General features: G+C 67.3%; 14 protein-coding genes, 1 tRNA gene and 2 pseudogenes. 11 read left to right on the top strand and 6 right to left on the bottom strand.

What is annotated here, in order from left to right; all coding sequences use genetic code 11:
• A complete protein-coding gene (locus ACW173_RS23510) occupies positions 1-498 on the bottom strand; it encodes a GlcG/HbpS family heme-binding protein (RefSeq protein ID WP_492082536.1) in 498 nt (165 codons plus the stop codon).
• Positions 495-4,398 (bottom strand): annotated as a pseudogene (locus tag ACW173_RS23505) (LamG-like jellyroll fold domain-containing protein). Before ACW173_RS23505 ends, ACW173_RS23510 begins: the two are co-directional and overlap by 4 nt.
• 23 nt (positions 4,399-4,421) lie before the next feature.
• Here ACW173_RS23505 and ACW173_RS23500 point away from each other — a divergent pair.
• Positions 4,422-6,416: an acetyl-CoA carboxylase biotin carboxylase subunit gene (locus tag ACW173_RS23500; RefSeq protein WP_492082535.1), complete on the top strand. Its 1,995-nt coding sequence runs from the start codon at positions 4,422-4,424 to the stop codon at positions 6,414-6,416.
• Between the two features lie 42 nt (positions 6,417-6,458).
• Positions 6,459-6,869: a DUF805 domain-containing protein gene (locus ACW173_RS23495; RefSeq protein ID WP_492082534.1), complete on the top strand. Its 411-nt coding sequence runs from the start codon at positions 6,459-6,461 to the stop codon at positions 6,867-6,869.
• A 138-nt stretch (positions 6,870-7,007) separates the two neighbouring features.
• Here the strand turns inward: ACW173_RS23495 and lipB are convergent, their stop codons facing one another.
• Positions 7,008-7,736 (bottom strand): lipoyl(octanoyl) transferase LipB, encoded by a 729-nt coding sequence (lipB, locus tag ACW173_RS23490; protein ID WP_492082532.1) that lies wholly within the window; start codon positions 7,734-7,736, stop codon positions 7,008-7,010.
• A 34-nt stretch (positions 7,737-7,770) separates the two neighbouring features.
• Between lipB and ACW173_RS23485 the strand changes: the two genes are divergently transcribed.
• The 5 genes from ACW173_RS23485 to ACW173_RS23465 all read left to right on the top strand — a co-directional run bounded on the left by ACW173_RS23485 (position 7,771) and on the right by ACW173_RS23465 (position 12,496).
• Positions 7,771-8,061, top strand: coding sequence for a FliM/FliN family flagellar motor switch protein (locus tag ACW173_RS23485; protein ID WP_492086050.1), 291 nt, complete (start codon positions 7,771-7,773; stop codon positions 8,059-8,061).
• Between the two features lie 87 nt (positions 8,062-8,148).
• Positions 8,149-8,233: transfer RNA gene (locus ACW173_RS23480), tRNA-Leu, on the top strand.
• Positions 8,234-8,382: 149 nt separating this feature from the next.
• Entirely contained in the window at positions 8,383-9,837 is a 1,455-nt protein-coding gene (mgtE, locus tag ACW173_RS23475) for a magnesium transporter (RefSeq protein WP_492082530.1), read from the top strand.
• 95 nt (positions 9,838-9,932) lie between these two features.
• Complete coding sequence (gene spmX / locus ACW173_RS23470; RefSeq protein ID WP_492082529.1) at positions 9,933-11,249, top strand: lysozyme-family localization factor SpmX; 1,317 nt, start codon at positions 9,933-9,935, stop codon at positions 11,247-11,249.
• Positions 11,250-11,335: 86 nt separating this feature from the next.
• Positions 11,336-12,496 (top strand): isovaleryl-CoA dehydrogenase, encoded by a 1,161-nt coding sequence (locus tag ACW173_RS23465; protein ID WP_492082527.1) that lies wholly within the window; start codon positions 11,336-11,338, stop codon positions 12,494-12,496.
• Between the two features lie 114 nt (positions 12,497-12,610).
• On the opposite strand, the pseudogene ACW173_RS23460 reads toward ACW173_RS23465, so the two are convergent.
• Positions 12,611-12,696: pseudogene (locus ACW173_RS23460) on the bottom strand (hypothetical protein).
• Positions 12,697-12,784: 88 nt separating this feature from the next.
• On the bottom strand, positions 12,785-12,934 hold the full coding sequence (locus ACW173_RS23455) for a hypothetical protein (RefSeq protein ID WP_492082525.1): 150 nt from the start codon (positions 12,932-12,934) through the stop codon (positions 12,785-12,787).
• Positions 12,935-13,074: 140 nt separating this feature from the next.
• Here ACW173_RS23455 and ACW173_RS23450 point away from each other — a divergent pair, with 140 nt between their 5' ends.
• The gene (locus ACW173_RS23450) at positions 13,075-13,854 is read left to right on the top strand and encodes a methyltransferase domain-containing protein (RefSeq protein WP_492082524.1); all 780 of its coding nucleotides are present in this window, start codon (positions 13,075-13,077) and stop codon (positions 13,852-13,854) included.
• 80 nt (positions 13,855-13,934) lie between these two features.
• Here the strand turns inward: ACW173_RS23450 and ACW173_RS23445 are convergent, their stop codons facing one another.
• On the bottom strand, positions 13,935-15,710 hold the full coding sequence (locus ACW173_RS23445) for a patatin-like phospholipase family protein (protein WP_492082523.1): 1,776 nt from the start codon (positions 15,708-15,710) through the stop codon (positions 13,935-13,937).
• Positions 15,711-15,880: 170 nt separating this feature from the next.
• On the opposite strand from ACW173_RS23445, the gene ACW173_RS23440 reads away from it, so the two are divergent.
• From ACW173_RS23440 to ACW173_RS23430, 3 genes are read left to right on the top strand one after another with little or no spacing between them, the layout of a single operon-like run.
• Complete coding sequence (locus tag ACW173_RS23440; RefSeq protein ID WP_492082521.1) at positions 15,881-17,473, top strand: carboxyl transferase domain-containing protein; 1,593 nt, start codon at positions 15,881-15,883, stop codon at positions 17,471-17,473.
• A 24-nt stretch (positions 17,474-17,497) separates the two neighbouring features.
• Positions 17,498-18,337, top strand: a complete 840-nt coding sequence (locus ACW173_RS23435; RefSeq protein WP_492082520.1) for an enoyl-CoA hydratase-related protein — start codon at positions 17,498-17,500, stop codon at positions 18,335-18,337.
• Positions 18,338-18,359: 22 nt separating this feature from the next.
• Positions 18,360-19,691, top strand: a complete 1,332-nt coding sequence (locus ACW173_RS23430) for a DUF3667 domain-containing protein (protein ID WP_492082519.1) — start codon at positions 18,360-18,362, stop codon at positions 19,689-19,691.
• Positions 19,692-19,698 lie beyond the last annotated feature (7 nt).

Raw genomic sequence — 19,698 nt, 5'->3', positions numbered from 1 at the left:
CTATTTCAGCGCGGCCGCGCCGGCGCGAGCGACGACGCCGTCCTGGGCGCCCGAACCGCCCGAGACGCCGATCGCGCCGACGATCTTGCCGTCGGACAGGATGAGCTCGCCGCCCTCGACCGCCGTCGCGCCGCTGAAGATCGGGTTCAGCGTCCCCGACTTCACCTGCTCCTGGAAGAAGGAAGTCGGGCGGCGGAAGTTGGCCGAGGTCTGGGCCTTTTTCAGCGCGACGCCGTTCGAGCCGTACTGCGCGCCATCCATCTTCTCGGCCAGGACCTGGGCGCCGTTCGACTCCAGAATCACGATGACCATGCTCCAGCCGTTCTTGCGCGCCTCGGCCTCGGCGGCCGTGACGACGGTCTTGGCCTCGGCCAGGGAGATCACCCGGGCCGAGTAGGGCGGCGCGGGGGCCGGGGCCGCGGCCGGGGCGGTCTGGGCGAGGGCCGAACCGCTGGCCAGGACGAGGCCGGCGGCGATCAGGGCAAGCGTCTTCTTCATGGCAGCACGACCTCGTCGTTCAGAGCGGTGTTTTGTGGTTGGGTGGAGACGATGCGGACCCGCAGGCCTTGAGCCTTCACGCCGGCGGGGATCTTCAGCTTCACCGTAGCGACCTTCGGCGACAGGTCGCGCGGGGCCATCAGGGTCGGGACCCCGGTGCTGGCCAGCACCTTGCCGGCCGCGTCGACCAGCTCGAGCTTGGCCGCCGCGGCGTCCTGGGCGCCCAGGCTGTGGACCTTGGCGGTGATGGACGAGCCCTTCACCACCACGTCGCCACGACCGATGCCGAGGTCGGCGCGCTTTGCCGGATCGTCGCCGGCCGTGACCAGCTTCATGTCGATGACCGTCGTCTGGCGCGGCCCCAGGGTGACCTTGGTCCCCAGGCTGCGCTCGAAGGCGACCGAGCGAGTCCTGGCCGCGCCATCAATGGCGTCGTCGCCGTTGGCGTCGAGTCCCTCGGAGAGGCTCCACTGGCCGGGCGCGACGTTCCAGCCGGTCATGGTCGCCGTCACCGGCTTGTCGGTGGTGTTGTAGGCGATGACCTTGAAGCCGGTCTTGGTCGCGTCCTTGACCAGCAGCGCCACGTCCGTGCCGTCGGCGTTGTCGAAGCGCCAGCTGACGACGTGGCCCGGCGTCATCTGGCCGCGCTTGTTGGCGATGCCGCCCAGGCGCGTGCGTTGCAGGATGTCGGACGGCAGCTCCACACGGTCGGACCACCAGTGGCCCTCGGTGTGCATGTACATGTGCTGGGCGTTCCACTGGATCTCGTCGGCATAGAGATTCTCGAGGAAGCTCTTGTCGCCGGTCAGGGTCCAGGCGCTGTAGCGCTCCAGAGCGCCGCCCTTTTTCGCGGCGCTGACGATCTGGTCCTTATTGGCCTCGCCCAGCTTCAGCTCGGCCAGGGCGTTGTCGTTGAGGCTGCCCAGCGACCGGATGCCGGCCTTGCCGATGCGCCACTTGATCGGGGTCAGGTACTTGGCGTCGCCGGTCAGGCGGTACGCGGCCCAGAACACCTGGAACGGACCGTCCGCGCCCGAGCCCTGCAGCACCGTGCCGCCGCGCTCGGTGTCGGTGCGCCAGTTGATCTCGTTCGGGTAGGAGCCGTCCTTGGCCACGTGGGCAAGGTAGCCGTCGGCCAGGCCGATGACCGTCGCCTTGGCGGTGGCGTCACCGTTATAGTCGCTGATCAGGATCGACGGGTGGACGACGCCGAACGAGTAAGGCTTCTGCCATTCCCACGGGCCTTCGCGGTACGCGATCTTGCCGCTGTACCAGTTGGTGTTGAAGTGGACGTGGCCGGCCGGGTTCTTGTCGATCACCCGGGGCAGGGCCCTCACGGTCGTGAACAGGCGCTCGACGGCCAGCGGGTCGCCGTAGTTGACGTACATCGCCTCGGAGTTGGAGTTGATGCCCTCTTCATAGGCGTGCAGCTCGTCGGTCACGATGGTCGAGAGACCGTCGGTGAACATGCCGTTCTTGTAGACCGCGTCGGTCATGCGGTTCAGCGCGTGGGTGATCTTGTCGGGCTGGACGCCCATCAGCGCCACGCCCGGCCACTGTTGCAAGAGGTCGCTGTCGTCCGACAGGCCGCCGCCGAAGTCTCCGAAATCGGCCTGGCGCTCGTCGATCCACCAGTTGATGAACTTGGCTACCAGCTTGAGGTCTTCCGTCTGGCGGAAGGCCCACAGCGGGGCGCCATCGGTCGGCTTGGGCTGATCGAAGGCCGGCCAACCCTGGCTGCCATAGGTGATGTCGCCCCAGTACTCTCGGCCGATCTGGTTGTCGGGATCGACCTTCAGCAGGTCGGTGATGTCGGCGTACAGGCGGCGATACAGGCCTTGGCGCTTGGAGGTCGTGTGCTCCTCGACCAGGAAGGCCCAGTTGTCCTTCACCTGGTTCAGGCGATCCTGGATGTGCTCGGCCTTGGCCTTGTCGCGGTCCTTGAGGACGAGGCGGATCTTGGCGCCGTCCAGGGCTTTCGGACCGAAGTCGGCGCTGTCGGCGGCGATGGTGAGATAGAGGCTGTCGGCGGTCAGGATGCGGTCGCGCAGGTCGAGCCAGACGGTGCGAGCCTCGCCGGCCTTCACCGAGACGCTGACGTCGATCATGTTGCGGCCCGGCCAGATCGGGTCCTTCACCTGGATATTCAGCGGGATTGTGGCGCCAGCGGCGCCAGGCAGAGGAGGAATGTCGATGGCCACGCCGTCCAGGCCGTCGCGGGCGTTCTCCCAGCCATAGGCCCAGTTGCGGGCCAGCGGCTTGGCGGCCGGGGCGTCGCCGAAGCCCGACGGGATCAGCACGTGCACGATCGGCAGGCCGGGCGCGGTCAGGTCGCTCGCCGGGCGCGAACGGGTCGGCGCGGCGTCCGGAATGGCCACGACCGTGGCGCGCTCGCCCGCCGGGTGACGGCCAGCGATATAGGCGTTGAGGTCGGCCAGGTTCAGATAGTCCGGCGCCACGTCGGCGCGGACCGTGTAGGTCATCTTGAAGGCGTCCTTCGGCTCGGCCCCGGCCGAGACGTTGTAGGCCCAGATCTCCTGGATCGGGGTCTCCTGCGCCAGGTTGGTGAAGGTCAGGACGCCGCCCTTCAGCGGCTGGGCCAGGGTGTTGACGGTGCGGGCCTGGTCCTTGGCGCGGAGGCCAACGCGCGAACCCTTCTCACCGGTCTTGGTGGCCCAGGTCAGGTCGCCGTAGGCCGGGCCTTGGATCTCGATGCGGTTGATCGGTTCGTCGGGCAGGGTGAGCGTCAGGGCCTTGCCGCCGTCGACATAGACGTTCCAGTCGGGCAGCTGGAAGTAGTCGTCACGGCCGGGCAGGCGCGAGCGGTTGTAGACGCCGGGCCAGGTGGTCTCCTGGATGCCGTCGTTGGCGCGCCACATCCATTGCTTGATGTCCTTGGCGTCGGCGAACTCGACCTTGCGGATCGTGGTCTTGGCGTCGGCCAGGACGGGCGGCAGGTCCTTGTTCCAACCGTAGCGCTGCTTCCAGGCGGCGTGGACGGCCGGGTCGGCCAGGGTCGGAACGGGCGCCTGCGCGGCCGGGGCCTCGTTGCGGGCAAGGGCGGCGATGGCGTCGGCCGCCAGCGGGCGGTCGTAGACGCGCAGCTCGTCCAGGTCGCCGCCACGGGTGAAGTTGTAGCGGCTCTGCACCTGGTGCGGGGCGACCACCCGGCCGGCGACGCCGAACTGGTCGAGACCGGCGTCATAGACCGCCTTGGTCTCCTTCTTGGCCGCCAGCTTGCCGTCGACATAGAGCTGGACGCCGGTGGTCTCGTCCCAGGTGAAGGCCAGGTGGGTCCAGGCGTCGGCGGCCGGGGTCTTGTCGACCTTGAACGAGACGCGGGTGCGGGCCAGGCCGTTGTCGGTGACGAAGGCGTCGAAGCCGTGGCCGTTCCAGTCGATCCGCAGGAACGCCATGTCCCAGCTTGAGTGATCGGCATAGCCGACGCGGAAGATCACGAACGGCGCGACGCCGACCGGATAGCCCGAGCGCCAGAAGAACGAGAGGGTCCCGCGTTGGGCCTGGATGTTGCCGGGCGCGTTCCACGAGACGACGCCGTCGTCCTCGGCATGGAAACCCTTGCCGGCCTTGCCGTCGATCGGCGTGACCTTGTCGGCGAAGTTGGGGATGGGATCGCCCGTGGCGACGTCCGCGACCAGGCCCTTGTCGCCGGAGACCTTGAACAGCAGGGCGGGCTCTTGCGCCACGGCCGCGTTGGCCAGGATCAGCGCGCACGCCGAGCCCAGGAAAATCGCCTTCATGTGAACCGTCTCCTCCCGATGGTCGACATCGCGGAACCATACTCTCGGTAACCGGTGTCATACCTGGGCCAAGGTTTAGCGCCGTAAGGGCATGCTTGCAAACCCGGGAGGGCCTGATAGGCCGTGCTGCAAAGCACAAAAGATACGGGCGGAAGTTTGCCGATGTTTTCCAAGATCCTGATCGCCAACCGGGGCGAGATCGCTGTCCGCGTGATCAAGACCTGCCGCCGACTGGGGATCGCGACAGTGGTGGTCTATTCGGACGCCGACGCAGGTTCTCTGGCCGTCGAGATGGCCGACGAGTCCGTGCATATCGGCGCCTCGACGGCCGCTCAGAGCTACCTCGTCGCCGACAAGATCATCGCCGCCTGCAAACAGACGGGCGCCCAGGCCGTGCACCCGGGTTTTGGTTTCCTGTCCGAGAATGCCGGCTTCGCCCAGCGTTGCGCCGACGAGGGCATCGTGTTCATCGGTCCCAACCCTGGCGCGATCCAGGCCATGGGCGACAAGATCGAGAGCAAGAAGTTCGCCCAAGCCGCCGGCGTCTCCTGCGTGCCCGGCCACATCGGCGAGATCGCCGACACCGCCGAGGCGATCAAGATCTCCGAGCAGATCGGCTATCCGGTGATGATCAAGGCTTCGGCCGGTGGCGGCGGCAAGGGCATCCGCGTGGCCTGGACCCTCAAGGACGTCGAGGAGGGCTTCCCGGCCGTCCGCGCCGAGGCCAAGGCCAGCTTCGGCGACGACCGGATCTTCATCGAGAAGTTCATCGAAAGCCCGCGCCACATCGAGATCCAGGTGCTGGGCGACAAGCACGGCAATGTCGTCCACCTGTTCGAGCGCGAGTGCTCGATCCAGCGCCGAAACCAGAAGGTCATCGAGGAAGCCCCGTCGCCCCTGCTGGACGAGGCCACCCGCGCCGCCATGGGCGCCCAGGCCGTCGCCCTGGCCAAGGCCGTGAACTACGACAGCGCCGGCACGGTCGAGTTCGTCGCCGGCCAGGACAAGAGCTTCTTCTTCCTGGAGATGAACACCCGCCTGCAGGTCGAGCACCCGGTCACCGAGCTGATCACGGGCCTGGACCTGGTCGAGCAGATGATCCGCAGCGCCTACGGGGAGAAGATGAGCTTTGGTCAGGATGACCTGAAGATCAACGGCTGGGCCATCGAGAGCCGCATCTACGCCGAGGATCCCTACCGCAAGTTCCTGCCGTCGATCGGCCGCCTGGTTCGCTACGACCCTCCGGAAGAGGGGCAGCGTGAAGGCTATAAAGTCCGCAACGACGCCGGCGTCCGCGAGGGCGACGAGATCTCAATGTACTACGACCCGATGATCTCCAAGCTGTGCGCCTGGGCCCCGACCCGGATCGCGGCGATCGACGGCATGGGCCGGGCGCTGGAGGACTTCCACATCGAGGGCCTGGGCCAGAACATCCCGTTCCTTGCCGCCGTGATGGACCAGGAGCGCTTCCGGTCCGGCAAGATCTCGACCAACTACATCAAGGACGAGTTCCCCGAAGGCTTCGCCGGCACAGAGCCGACGCCCGAGCAGCTCGACATCCTGACCGCCGTCGGCGCGGCGATGCAGCGGGTCTACGCCGCCCGCGCCCGCTCTTACGCCTCGGGCCTGGCCAGCGCGCCGCGTACGGACTGGGTCGTGGCTGTCGGCCACACCAAGCGCCGCGTGAAGGTCAGCGGGGAGGGCGACATCGCCGTCGAGATGCTGGACGAGGGCCGCACCCTGGTGCTGACCGACATCGACTGGCGTCCGGGCAAGCCGGTGTTCAAGGCGACCCTGGACGGCAAGGCCTTCACGGTTCAGGCCTCGCCCGCCGCCGAGGGTTTCGACATCCGCCACCGCGCGACCAGGGCCCGGGTGCTGGTCCTGACCCCGCGCAACGCCGAACTGCACGACAAGCTGCCCGAGAAGCAGGCCGCCGACACCTCCAAGCTGGTGCTCTCCCCGATGCCGGGCCTGGTGGTGTCGATGGACGTCACCGCCGGCCAGCAGGTCCGCGAGGGCGAGGTCGTCTGCGTGCTCGAGGCCATGAAGATGCAGAACATCATCCGCGCCGAGCGGGATGGGGTGGTCAAGGCCGTCAACGCCAAGGGCGGCGATCCCGTCGCGGCCGACGAGGTGCTGGTGGAGTTCGCGTAAGTCAGCGCCTAGATTGCCGACACGAGTCGGAGCTGAGGCGAAATGAGCGATCGTAGCGAATGGGCGGAGCTGTTCCTGTCGTCGAACGGCAGGCTGGCGCGGACGCCGTTCCTGATCGCGGCCGGCGTGTTGCTGGGGCTTGCCGTCCTATACGAGGCGACGATTGGCGACGCGCGTCCTCTCCACCTGCTCACCGGCTGGCTGGTGTATCCCGCGCTGCTGTTCTCTGGCGCGTGCGTACTGTCCAAGCGCCTGCATGATCGCGGGCGCTCGGGGTGGTGGGCGCTATTGATCCTGATGGCCACGATCGCGGTGTGGCCGATCCCCAAGAGCTTCACCGACTTTGCTTTCTCGCTCGTGCTCGTCTGGGCGATCGTCGAGCTGGGCGTCATGGGCGGCGAGCAGGGCGCCAACCGCTATGGCGTGAACCCGTTGAAGCAGGTCGCGATCTAAGCCCCACCCTCCGTTTCCCCGGCGAAAGCCGGGGCCCAGCTGGAAGAATGCTGGGGTTGGTTCCGTGAGCGCCGGTGCTCTTCCAATCAGCCCAAGCGCTCTGGGATCTGGGTCCCGGCTTTCGCCGGGAAGATCGGATTAGGGGAGGGGCGCCGCCGCCTCGGCGACCGGCCCGAACACCTTCACAAAGCTAGCCTTCAGCGCCGCGTCCGTCTCATCCAGCGTCACCGGCAGCCCCAGGTCGACCAGGCTGGTCACCCCGTGCTCGGTCTGGCCGCACGGCACGATGCCGGAGAAGTGGCCGAGATCCGGCTCCACGTTCAGGCTGATGCCGTGGAAGCTGACCCATTTGCGCAGCTTGACCCCGATCGCGGCGATCTTGTCCTCGCGGCTCCAGCCCGCGCCCTTGCGCTCGACCCAGACGCCCACCCGGCCATCGCGCAGCTCGCCAGTGACGTTGAAGGCGGCCAGGGCGTCGATGATCCAGGCCTCCAGCGCCGCGACGAAGGCGCGTACGTCACGGCCGCGCTGGGTCAGGTCCAGCATGACATAGGCCACCCGCTGGCCGGGCCCGTGATAGGTGAACTGCCCGCCACGCCCGCTCTCGAAGACCGGGAAGCGGTCGGGCTGGATCAGGTCGTCCGGCTTGGCCGAAACGCCCGCCGTATAGAGCGGCGGATGCTCCAGCAGCCAGATCAGCTCGCCCGCCGCGCCCTCGGCGATGGCGGCGGCGCGGGCCTCCATGGCGGCAACGGCTGCCGGGTAGGGCACGTAGTCGGTCGAAACCGCCCACCCCACGGGCGCGGCGTCGTCGCGTTCCATGGTCGGAAGTCCAGTATTTTCAGCGTTTAACGGGAGAGCAAGCATGTGGCCCTAATCTTGCGATCGAGACGGCGGCGACCTGTGTCGGTCGCGTGTGTCAGTTCAAGGGTCTTACTTCGTGAGCCAGGTCAACGCCGTCAATGTCGAGATCTCCGTCCTGCTCGGCCGGTCGATCCTCCCCATGCAGCAACTGCTGCGCATGGGCCGCGGCGCGGTGATCCCGCTGGACGCCAAGACCAATGACGAAGTGTGGATCCTGGCCAACAACCACCCGATCGCGCGTGGCGAGATCCAGATCAGCGACGACCGCATCGCCATCCAGGTGACCCGCGCGGCCGACGTCTACGACTACATGGCCGGCGGCGCTTAATTCGTCGCAGGCTCGAAGTTCGCACAGAGCGAACTTCCGGCTTCCCAAACCCGATTCAGTTTGCTACCTGCCGCCCCTCACCACGATGCGGTCGTGGCGGAATTGGTAGACGCGCAGCGTTGAGGTCGCTGTATCGCAAGATGTGGAAGTTCGAGTCTTCTCGACCGCACCAGTGTTGAACACAGAATAGAGCGCTCCCGGCGAAATCGGTTTCCGACTCGCTAGGGGCGCTCTAATCGTTTCGGGCCCTGATTTCGCCTCAGGGTCGCTTCATCGGACCAAAACCACGAACCCAGCAGCTCTTGAGCTCAGGAGGCCCCCATGACCCGGGACACCGCCGAACTGACTGACGAAATGCTGGACGACATCCCGCTGGCCAAGTCCGAGACCGCCGAGGAGCTGGAAGATCTCGCCCTTGGCGACGACTACGCCCTCAATCCCGAATATGTGGAAATGGTCGTCGACGCCGCCGACAGCGGCGACACCAAGCGCCTGCGCGAGCTGGTGGGCGCGCTGGACCCGGCCGATGTCGCCGACCTCATGGGCTTCCTGACGGCGGACTACCGCGAGGAGGTGATCCCGCTGCTGGATCCCGAGGCGCTGGGCGAGATCATTTCGGAGCTGGAAGACAACATCCGCGAGGAGGTGCTGGAGGCCACCCCGTCGGTGACCTTGGCTCGCGCGCTGGAAGAGTTGGACACCGACGACGCCGCCGACGTGATCGACGACCTGGACGACACCAAGCGCTTCCAGGTGCTGGCCGCCATGGGCGAGCTGGACCGCGCCGCCATCGAGACGACGCTGTCGTACGAGGACGAGACCGCCGGCCGCCTGATGCAGCGCGAGTTCCTGGCCGCGCCGGAATTCTGGACCGTCGGCCAGACCATCGACCACGTCCGCGAGGCGGGCGACCAGCTGCCCGAACTGTTCTTCGACGTCTACGTGGTCGATCCGACCTTCAAGCCGGTGGGAGCGATCCCGATCAGCATCCTGCTGCGCAGCCGCCGTGAGACGCCGCTGGCCGAGCTGATGGAGGCCGTCACCGAAATCGACGTGGCGATGGACCAGGAAGAGGTCGCCTACATCTTCGACAAGTACCACCTGATCAGCGCCCCGGTGATCGAGCCGGGCGGCCGTCTGGTGGGCCAGATCACGGTCGACGACATCGTCGAGGTCATCCGCGACGAGGCCCAGGAGGACATTCTCGCTCTAGCCGGCGTGTCCGACGCCGGCCGCGACGCCTCGGTCATCGAGATCGTCAAGTCGCGCCTGCCGTGGCTGATGCTGAACCTGGCCACGGCCACCCTGGCGGTCAGCGGCGTCGCCATCTTCCAGGCCGAGATCGCCCAGCTGGTGGCTCTGGCCATCCTGATGCCGATCGTCTCGTCGCTGGGCGGCAACGCCGGCACCCAGACCCTGGCCGTCGCCGTGCGCGCGCTGTCCAGCAAGGAGCTGACCACGGCCAACGCCCGCCGCATCGTGCTGCGCGAGCTGCTAGTCGGCCTGGTCAACGGCCTGTGCCTGGCCCTGGTGATGGGCACGGCGACCTATCTGTTCTTCGGGCCTCAAGACCATCACGGCAAGCTGGCGATCATCGTCGGCGCGGCGCTGATCGCCAACATCTTCACCGCCGCCCTTGGGGGCATCCTGGCGCCGCTAGCCCTGGAGAAGATGGGCCGCGACCCGGCGGTGTCGTCGTCGATCTTCGTGACCTTCCTGACCGACTTCACCGGCTTCTTCGCGGTGCTGCTGATCGCGGCGCTGCTGCTGCACTAGGAAGTTTATCGCCTCGCCAGGGAAAACTGGCGCCGACCTTGCGCCGGGACAGACGAACGCATCCGCGTCTGTCTCAAACTGGGTCAAACTCCGCGATGAAACCGCGCCATCAGGTCACCCGGACGGCCGTCGATCTCATCAAGAGATTCGAAGGCTACCGTCAGAAGGCCGCGCAGCTCCCCGACGGGCGCTGGACGGTCGGCTATGGCCACACCCTGACCGCTCGCGCCGGCGCCTCCGTCTCTGAAAAGGACGCCGAGGCCCTGCTGCTGTACGACCTGATCTCGGTCGCCCACTCGGTCAACGAACACACCTACGCGCCGCTGAACCAGAACCAGTTCGATTCTCTGGTCTGCTTCGCCTTCAACATCGGCCTCGACAACTTTCTCCGCTCGGGCGTGCTGCGCCGGATCAACGAGGGCTCGCTGCTGCAAGCCGCGTGCGCGATGGAGATGTGGCGCAAGGCCGACTTCGAGGGCGAGCGGATCGTCATCGACGCCCTGGTCCGCCGCCGCTCGGCCGAGAAGACCCTGTTCCTGACGCCGGCCAACGGCGAATGGGTGCCCGCGCCCAGCCCGGTGCTGCGCCCCAAGGTCGACTACGACGCCAGCTGCGCCATTCCGAAACAGACGCCGATGGCCGTCAACACCCGCACGGAAGGCGACCGTGTCGTCGCCGAGCGGGAAGAAGGCCTGCCGCTTAACGTCGTTGTCCCGGAAGAGGACGGTCCGACCGCCACGGAACAGTCGGCCGCCGCCGTCAGCGCCCGCCTGGAGGCCATCCTCTCGGAGCCGCCCCCGATCGAGACCACCACGACGACGAAGCCGGTCGTTCGCCAGGACGACCTGGGCCTGCCCGAGCCGCCGGCCCCGCCCCAGCCGGCCGTCACCGAACCGACGCCTGTCCTGTTTCAGGACGCGCCGACCACCACGCCGGTCGAACCCGCTCCGACGGCTCCGGTCGAGTTCACGCCATTCCGCCTAACCCCGCAGCCCGCCGAGGCCGAGGAAGTCGCCAAGCCGGCCCCGGTCGAGGCCTTCGCGCCCGCGCCGAAGCCGGCCCCCAGCGAGCCGAGCCTGTTCGGCGCGCCGGCCACCGGTTCGTCGGTGTTCAATCTGGGCGGCTTCTCGACCAGCGAAGAGGTCGACCTGCACCCGATGGACGTGCCGATGGTCGAGTCGGAGCAACCGCGTTTTGGCAACACCAGCCTGCTGATCAGCCTGGGCATCCTGGGCCTGGCCCTGTTCGGCGGCGGCGTCCTGTGGATCCTGACCGTGGCCGCCGGCTCTGACGGCCAAGTGAAGCTGTTCGGCTATGGCGCCAGCATGATTGGCGCGATCTGCTTCGTGGTTTCGGCCTATCTTCTGCTTCGCCGCCTTGCCGGTCCGGATACGGGTGAAGACGAAGAATAGTTTTCTTTGCTTCCCTCGCGGAAACTGAGCAAGAACGCCCACGGGTCCCAGTGATCCGTGGGCGTTCGTGCTATGGGAGGAAACTTATGACGATGAATTTCGCACCCTCGATGGATTTCGCGCTGGGCGAGACGGCCGACGCGATCCGTGAGACCACGGCCCGCTTCGCGGCCGACAAGATCGCGCCCCTGGCGGCCCAGATCGACGAGACCAATGAATTTCCGCGCGGTCTGTGGGTCCCGATGGGCGACCTCGGTTTGCACGGCATCACGGTCGAGGAGGAGTTCGGCGGCCTGGGCCTGGGTTATCTCGAGCACGTGATCGCCATGGAGGAGATTTCCCGCGCTTCGGCCTCGGTGGGCCTGTCGTACGGCGCGCACTCGAACCTCTGCGTCAACCAGATCCGCCGCTGGGCCACGCCCGACCAGAAGCAGCGCTATCTGCCCAAGCTGATCAGCGGCGAGCATGTCGGCTCGCTGGCCATGAGCGAGGCGGGTTCGGGCTCGGACGTCGTGTCGATGAAGCTGCGCGCCGAGCAGGTCGGCGACCGCTATGTCCTGAACGGCACGAAGTTCTGGATCACCAACGCCCCGCACGCCGACACCCTGGTGGTCTACGCCAAGACGGGTGAAGGCAGCCGCGGCATCACCGCCTTCATCGTCGAGAAGGGCATGAAGGGTTTCAGCGTCTCCAAGAAGCTGGACAAGATGGGCATGCGCGGCAGCGACACCGCCGAGCTGGTGTTCGAGGACTGCGAGATCCCGGAAGAGAACGTCATGGGTCCGGTCGGCGGCGGAGTCGGGGTGCTGATGAGCGGCCTGGACTACGAGCGCGCCGTGCTCAGCGCCGGCCCGCTGGGCATCATGCAGGCGTGCCTCGACATCGTCCTGCCGTATGTCCGCGACCGCAGGCAGTTCGGCCAGGCCATCGGCTCGTTCCAGCTGATGCAGGGCAAGATCGCCGACATGTACGTGGCCCTGAACTCGGCCCGGGCCTATGTCTACGCCGTGGCCCGCGCTTGCGACGCCGGCAAGACCACGCGCTTCGACGCGGCCGGCGCGATCCTGATGGCGTCCGAGAACGCGGTGAAGGTGTCGCTGGAGGCCATCCAGGCCCTGGGCGGCGCCGGCTATACCAAGGAGTGGCCGGTCGAGCGTCTGCTGCGCGACGCCAAGCTCTACGACATCGGCGCGGGCACCAATGAGATCCGCCGCTTCCTGATCGGCCGCGAGCTGATCGGGGCCTGATCCTCCCCCAGCGGGGAGCAAAAGAAAAAGGGCCGCCCCGATCGCTCGGGACGGCCCTCCATCGTCGTGGCCGCTTTCGCAGCGCGTGACTTAGAAACCTTGGGCGCTCAACGCCTAGGCGGAGACCTCACTCTTAAGGCTCCAGGTCACGACTTGCGACCGCGGTTGGAGACAATGAGACACTGGTCACCTCCTTTCAGTTGGTTGAACACTACAGCCAGCATATGGGGCTGATCGCGTGGTTGAAAAGAGGGTATCGCGCGCGGCGCGATGTCGCGGTGTCGGTGATCAAACCGACAGCAGCTTGAGCCCCACCAGGATGGCCGCCCACAGGACGAGGGCTACGCCGACCGCGATAGGGCGGTTGAAATTGAAACGACGGATGTTGGGGGCCGGGCCAGAAGGGCCGTTCGGCGCCAAGTGAATGCGCGTGGGCATACCGCGTGAATCCTTCCCTAGTAGTCCCTCTGTCGGAGACCTGACTCGGACCGTATGATGAATCTTCGCCTATAGGAAGAATTCTTCACAAAGGCGCAGGTTGCATCGGTCCGCGCGATCGGACGAGGGGAGGGATTCGCATGGCCAGTTGGGATCCGGATACCTATGCGCTCTATCGCCGATACCGTGAGCGGCCGGCCCTGGACCTGCTGACAGCCATTCCCCGCGACCTCGACCCTCTCGACATCTGGGACTTGGGCTGCGGCCTGGGCGAGCAGGCGGCCTTGCTGGCCGCGCGGCATCCGCGAGCGCGGGTGAGGGGGTTGGATTCCAGTCCAGAGATGCTGGAGCGGGCCAAGGCCCTGCCGGCGAAAGTCGAATGGATTCTGAGCGATATCGGCGACTTCGCGCCTAAGACGCCCGCGGGCCTGATCTTCTCCAACGCGGCCCTGCAATGGGTCGACGACCACGCGACCCTGGTCCCGCACCTGGCCGAAGGCCTGGCCCCCGGCGGTGTGCTGGCGATTCAGATGCCGGTGGCCGACGGCCTGGGTTGGCGGGGAACCCTGACCGAGGTCGCCGCCGACGGCCCATGGGCCCGGCGCCTGACCGGCGTCGAAGGCGTGCGCCACGCCAATGGGGCGGAGGACTACTACGCCTGGCTGGCGCCGGTGTGCCCGGACGTCGACATCTGGACCACGACCTATCTGCACGCCTTGCATGGCCAGGACCCGATCGTCGACTGGACCATGGGCACGACGCTGCGGCCTTACCTCGACGCCCTGCCGGACGAGGCCAAGAAGCCGTTCCTGGACGCCTGGCGGGCGCGGTTGGCCCAGGACTATCCGCGCCGCGAGGACGGCGTGACCCTGTTCCCGTTCAAGCGTCTGTTCATCGTCGCGCGCGCCCGCTCGGTTTAGGTGTCTCCCCTAAACCGGATCGGCGGGTGCGATTCTTAAAGTGAAGCGCGATAGCCGCCGAAACCGGCGTCCACTTTCGGCTATCGCGCTTTGGAAGGGGGGAGTCCGGCGCGCTTCTCCATCAGGCTGGGGCGACGGCGCAGTTCGGTCACCACCGCGTGCAAGCCGTCCAGCGCGAAGCTGGCCGCGATGTAGCCGGCTCGGACGGCGGGTTCGAAGGCGCGCCAGTCACGGATGTCGATACCTTCCAGCTTGGGCGTGACCAGCACGTCGGTGGCCTCGCGAGCGGCGGCCAGGTCGCGGCCCGTGGTCACCGTGGCGGCGCGCATCAACAGGGCCACGATCGGCGGGCCCTTGCGCCACTCGCCCGAGATGATCCAGCTCCAGATCGACGGCGGGCGATAGACGTCCTCGGCCGTGATGCTGCGGCCGCGGGTGACGTCGACGCCGACGATCGGGCCCGGTTGGAACGAGCGCATGACGTCGGCCGGGAAGTTCTTCATCACCGCCCCATCAACCAGAACCGAGCCGTTCTCGGTCGCTGGCGGCAGCACGCCCGGCAGCGAGATCGTGGCCCGCAGCGCGGTCTGCAGATCCCCGGTGCGATGCAACTGGTACGCGCCCGAGGTCAGGTTCGAAGAGACGCAGAAAAACGGCAGCCACAGGTCGCTGATGTCGACCGTGCCGAAATGCTCGTCCAGCCGCGCCTTGACCTTCTCGCCCCGGGTCATGGCGATCAGGGGGAAGGCGATGTCGTCCAGCGGGCTGGTGTCGACGAAGGCCTTGCGGATGCGGGTCTCCATCTCGCCGTCGTCCCAGCCCATGGCGATGCCGGCCGCGACGATCGCGCCCATCGAGGCGCCGCCGACGAAGTCGATCGGGATCCCGCGTTCGCGCATGGCCTGGATCGCGCCGATATGGGCGTAGGCCCGCGCGCCGCCACCGGAGAGGACAAGCCCCACCGACTGGCCGGTCAGCACGCGCGCCAGCCGCTGCATGTCGGCCAGGCCGTTCTCGCGCAGATGGAACAGGCGGGCGGCCCGGGTGGCCTCGACCCAGACGGCCGAGCCACTGGGGCGGGCCAGATTGGCCGGTTGCAGCAGGATCAGGTCGACCAGCCGCTGGGCCTGCAACGGCCCGGAGGCATAGCTGGGGATGCTGGCCGGTGGCGCGCGGTCGCCGCGCCCGACCCGGAACAGCCGGTCCACCTGGCGGCCGACCACGTGTTTCCAGGCTGTCTCGTCGGCCTCGGCGACATAGAGGACGAAGTCGTGCTCGCGCTCGACATTGCTGAACCACTCCGTGGGAGCCAGCAGGGACTCGCCGCCCTCGACGGTGACCGAATAGCCCAGGGTCTCGATGCAGCGGGCCAGGCGCTCGACGATCGGCCGGATCGCCGCGCCAGGCTCGACGGCGATGAAGCCGAACACGGACGGGTCGCCGATCGCCGCGTGGGTCTGGGCCTGGCGGGCGCGGCGGATCATCAACCGCGACAGCTCGAGCATGACGGTCGGATCTTCTTCGGCCGCCTCGAAGAAGTCCTCGCGCGGCAAGGCCAGAACCTCGCTGTCGCGCAGGGCCACCATGTTGGCCGAATGGGCTGTGCCGCCGATCAGGGCCATCTCGCCGGCCGGCTCTCCGGGACGGATCACGCCCAGGAACTGCGGCTCCTGGCCTTCTTCTCGGCGGAAGGCGCCCAGGCGTCCAGTCTTCAGGAAGTAGAGGTTGTCGGCGTCCTCGCCGGGCTCGAACAGCGTCGCCCCGCCAGGCAGGGAGAACCACGCGGCCACGCCGGTCCGCCGCTCGCGGGCGAAGAGGCGCGCTAGGGCCGAGTCGTCTTGCAGGGGCGTTTCCACGGCGCGGACGCTAGCGCTTTGCGGCAGGCTTGACCACGGGGGCGGGTTCAGGCGCAACTGTTGATCCCGAAGCTGAAATGTCCGAGAACGGATTTGGCTCGGAATCTTTCTGTTCGGGGTCCAAAAAACTACGACTTCCGGGATAGGGTGGAAGAGGCTAAGCGTCGGTCATGCCGAAGTTGAACTCCGTTATCGACGCGTCCGGTGACGCCTTCGCCCGTAACGCGGCCCATAACCGCGCGCTGGCCGAGACCTTGCGCGCAAAAGTCGCGGAAGCGGCCCTGGGCGGTCCCGAAAGCTCGCGCGAGCGCCACGCCGCGCGCGGCAAGCTGCTGCCCCGCCAGCGCGTCGAGCGTCTTCTGGACCCCGGCTCGCCGTTCCTGGAAATCGGCCAGCTGGCCGCCTGCGACCTCTACGACGGCGAAGCGCCCGGCGCGGGCATGATCTGCGGCGTAGGCCGGGTGTCGGGCCGCGAGGTGATGATCGTCGCCAACGACGCCACGGTGAAGGGCGGCGCCTACTTCCCGATGACGGTGAAGAAGCACCTGCGCGCCCAGGAGATCGCCGCCCAGAACCGCCTGCCGTGCGTCTATCTGGTCGACAGCGGTGGCGCCAACCTGCCGCACCAGGCCGAGGTCTTCCCCGACCGCGACCACTTCGGCCGCATCTTCTTCAACCAGGCGCGGATGAGCGCCGTGGGCATCCCGCAGATCGCCTGCGTCATGGGTTCGTGCACCGCCGGCGGGGCCTATGTCCCGGCGATGAGCGACGAGACGGTGATCGTCCGCGACCAGGGCACCATCTTCCTGGCCGGCCCGCCGCTGGTGAAGGCCGCCACGGGCGAGGTCATCTCGGCCGAGGAACTGGGCGGGGCCGAGACTCACGGCCGCCGCTCGGGTGTCGTCGACCATGTGGCCGAGAACGACGAGCACGCGCTGGAGATCGTCCGGTCGATCGTCGCCAACCTCAACACGAGCAAGCCCGAACAGCTGGTCCTGGCCGATCCCGAGCCGCCGCTGTACGATCCCGAAGAGATCTACGGCATCGTCCCGACCGACGTCCGCGCGCCCTACGATGTGCGCGAGGTCATCGCCCGCATCGTCGACGGCAGCAAGTTCGACGAGTTCAAGGCTCTGTACGGCACGACCCTGGTCTGCGGCTTCGCCCGTATCTGGGGGCAGCCGGTGGCGATCCTGGCCAATAACGGCGTGCTGTTTTCCGAGAGCGCCGTGAAGGGCGCGCACTTCATCGAGCTGGCCTGCAAGCGCAAGATCCCGCTGATCTTCCTGCAGAACATCTCGGGCTTCATGGTCGGCGGCAAGTACGAGGCTGGCGGCATCGCCAAGGACGGGGCCAAGCTGGTCACGGCCGTCGCCTCGGCGGAGGTGCCCAAGTTCACCGTCCTGATCGGCGGCAGCTTCGGGGCTGGCAACTACGGCATGTGCGGCCGGGCCTACAGCCCGCGCTTCCTGTTCACCTGGCCCAATTCGCGCATCTCCGTGATGGGCGGCGAGCAGGCCGCCAGCGTGCTGGCCACCGTGCACCGCGACGCCGCCAAGTGGACGCCGGAGGAGGCGGAAGCCTTCAAGACGCCGATCCGCCAGCGCTACGAGGACGAGGGCAATCCGTATCACGCCACGGCGCGGCTCTGGGATGACGGCATCATTGATCCGGCTCAAACCCGGGACGTCCTGGGTCTGGCCATTTCGGCTTCGCTGAATGCGCCGATCCCGGAGACGACCTTCGGCGTTTTCCGAATGTAGCGCTTAAAAAGGAACGAGCCCGCCATGACCAACCCGATCGCCGATCCCATCGTCGAGGTGAACGACACCGAGACCATGACCCCGCTCGTCCACATTGATAGCACCCCCGAGGGCGCGGTCACGGTCTGGGTCAACCGGCCCGAGAAGAAGAACGCCTTCGACGCCGAGACCATCTCGGGCCTGCGCCAGGCGTTCGGAACCCTGCACGGCGCCGAGGGCGTGCGGGTCGTGTTCCTGCGCGGCGTTGGCGGCGTGTTCAGCGCCGGCGCCGACCTCGACTGGATGGCGGCGTCCATCGAACAGGACGAAGACGACAATCGCGCCGACGCCCTGGAGCTGGCGCACATGCTCAAGGCCCTGCACGACATTCCGGCGCTGACCGTCGCCATGGTCGAAGGCCCCGCGTTCGGCGGCGGCGCGGGCCTGGTGGCCGCCTGCGATCACGCCATCGCCCTGGTCGACGCCAAGTTCTCGTTCTCGGAAGTGAAGCTGGGCCTCACGCCGGCGACCATCAGCCCCTACGTCATCCAGGCCTTGGGCCCGCGGACGGCCAAGCTGCTGTTCGCCACCGGCCGGGTGTTCGACGCCGACGACGCCTGGGGATACGGCCTGGTCGACGAGGTGTTCGAGGACGTCGCCAGCCTGGAAGTCGCCCGCGACGCCCTGATCGAGGAAATGGCCCCCTGCGCGCCCGGCGCGATCGGCGACGCCAAGGCCCTGGTCAACGACTTCGCTGGCCAGAAAATCGACAAGGGCCTGATCGAGGAGAGCGCCAAGCGCATCGCGCGCCGTCGTGTGTCGGAAGAGGGACAAGAAGGCGTGCGCGCGTTCCTCGGGCGCCGTAAACCGTCCTGGGCTGAATAGACTCAACCAGGGGGTATGGGGCGTGGTGACAGGTGTTGAACTGGAAGCGGCGGCGGCGGACTCGGCCGCCGGGCTCGTCGGGCGTCGCAAGAAGCCTTTCACCCATCAGGGCGAGCCTTGCAAGAACTGCGGGGCCACGCTCGAGGGCTGGTTCTGCCACGACTGCGGCCAGAACGCCGACACCCACCACCGGTCGATCCTGCATCTGATCTGGGAGGCCATCGAGGGGATGTTCCACCTCGACGGTCGCCTGGCCAACACCCTGCCGCTGCTGTTCTTCAAGCCGGGCAAGCTGGCCAAGGATTACATGGAAGGCCGGATCGTGCGGCACGTGCCGCCTTTCCGGACCTTCCTGGTCGCCCTGCTGCTGTTCATCTTCGCGGCCGAGCACGCCATCCACGGCATCCGCCACGAGCAGGAGCTCAAGGAGGAGAAGGAAGCCCAGGCGCTGATGACGCCTCAGGGCCGCAAGGCCAAGGCCGACGAGATCCGCAAGGACGCGACGGCCGACCGCGCCGAACGTCTGGCGGGGGCCGTCGAAGAACGCGACAGCGACCTCAAGGAAGAGGGCGCCGACAAGGCCGCGATCGCCGCCGAGTATGCCGACGACGTCAAGAAGGCCGAGGACCGCTACGCCAAGAAGGTCGCTCAGGCCGACGCGCTGCAGAACAATCCCAATGCCGGCACGGAGGCTCTGGACCGGCTGCACAACCGCAACGCCAATGCCGCCGCGCAGATCCAGAGCCTGGACTTCCAGAGCCCGGAGAAGCTGCAAGCTGACGCCAACAAGATCGCCGACGCCCAGATCGCGGGCCAGCACTTCAACGTCGTCGTGCCCGACGAGAAACAGCAGGCTGAGATCAAGGCCAAGGTTGCCGAGCAGGGGCACGTCCCGAGCGGGAAGCACGCCTCCAACGCGGAGGCGCTGGGCGGCTGGAAGGATGGCCTGGCCAAGGCCGTGGCCAATCCCGACTACTACCTGCTGGTGACGTTCGGCTGGGCTCACCGCCTGGCGGTGCTGCTGCTGCCGATCACCGGCCTGGCCCTGGCGCTCGTTTATGTGAACCGTCGCCAGTACTTCATCTACGACCACCTGCTGGTGGCGACCAACCTGCTGTCGTTCTCGTTCTTGATCAACGCCGTGTGCATGGTCTTGCCGATGTCGGCCTGGCCGGCGGCGTTTGGCGTGGTGTCGCTGTGGACGCCGATCAATCTCTTCCAGACCCTGCGCGGCGGCTACGGCTCCGGCTGGTTTGGCGCGCTGATCAAGACGTTCATCGTCTGGATGATCAGCGTCACCTCCTTCGGCGTTCTGCTCACGGGCCTGATGCTGTTCACCCTTTCCCAGATGTAGGTCTCCG

This window comes from Caulobacter sp. ALps2, from assembly GCF_058681635.1.
Note: the sequence above shows the minus strand (reverse complement) of the source record. Positions and strands in the feature narration are given on the sequence as shown.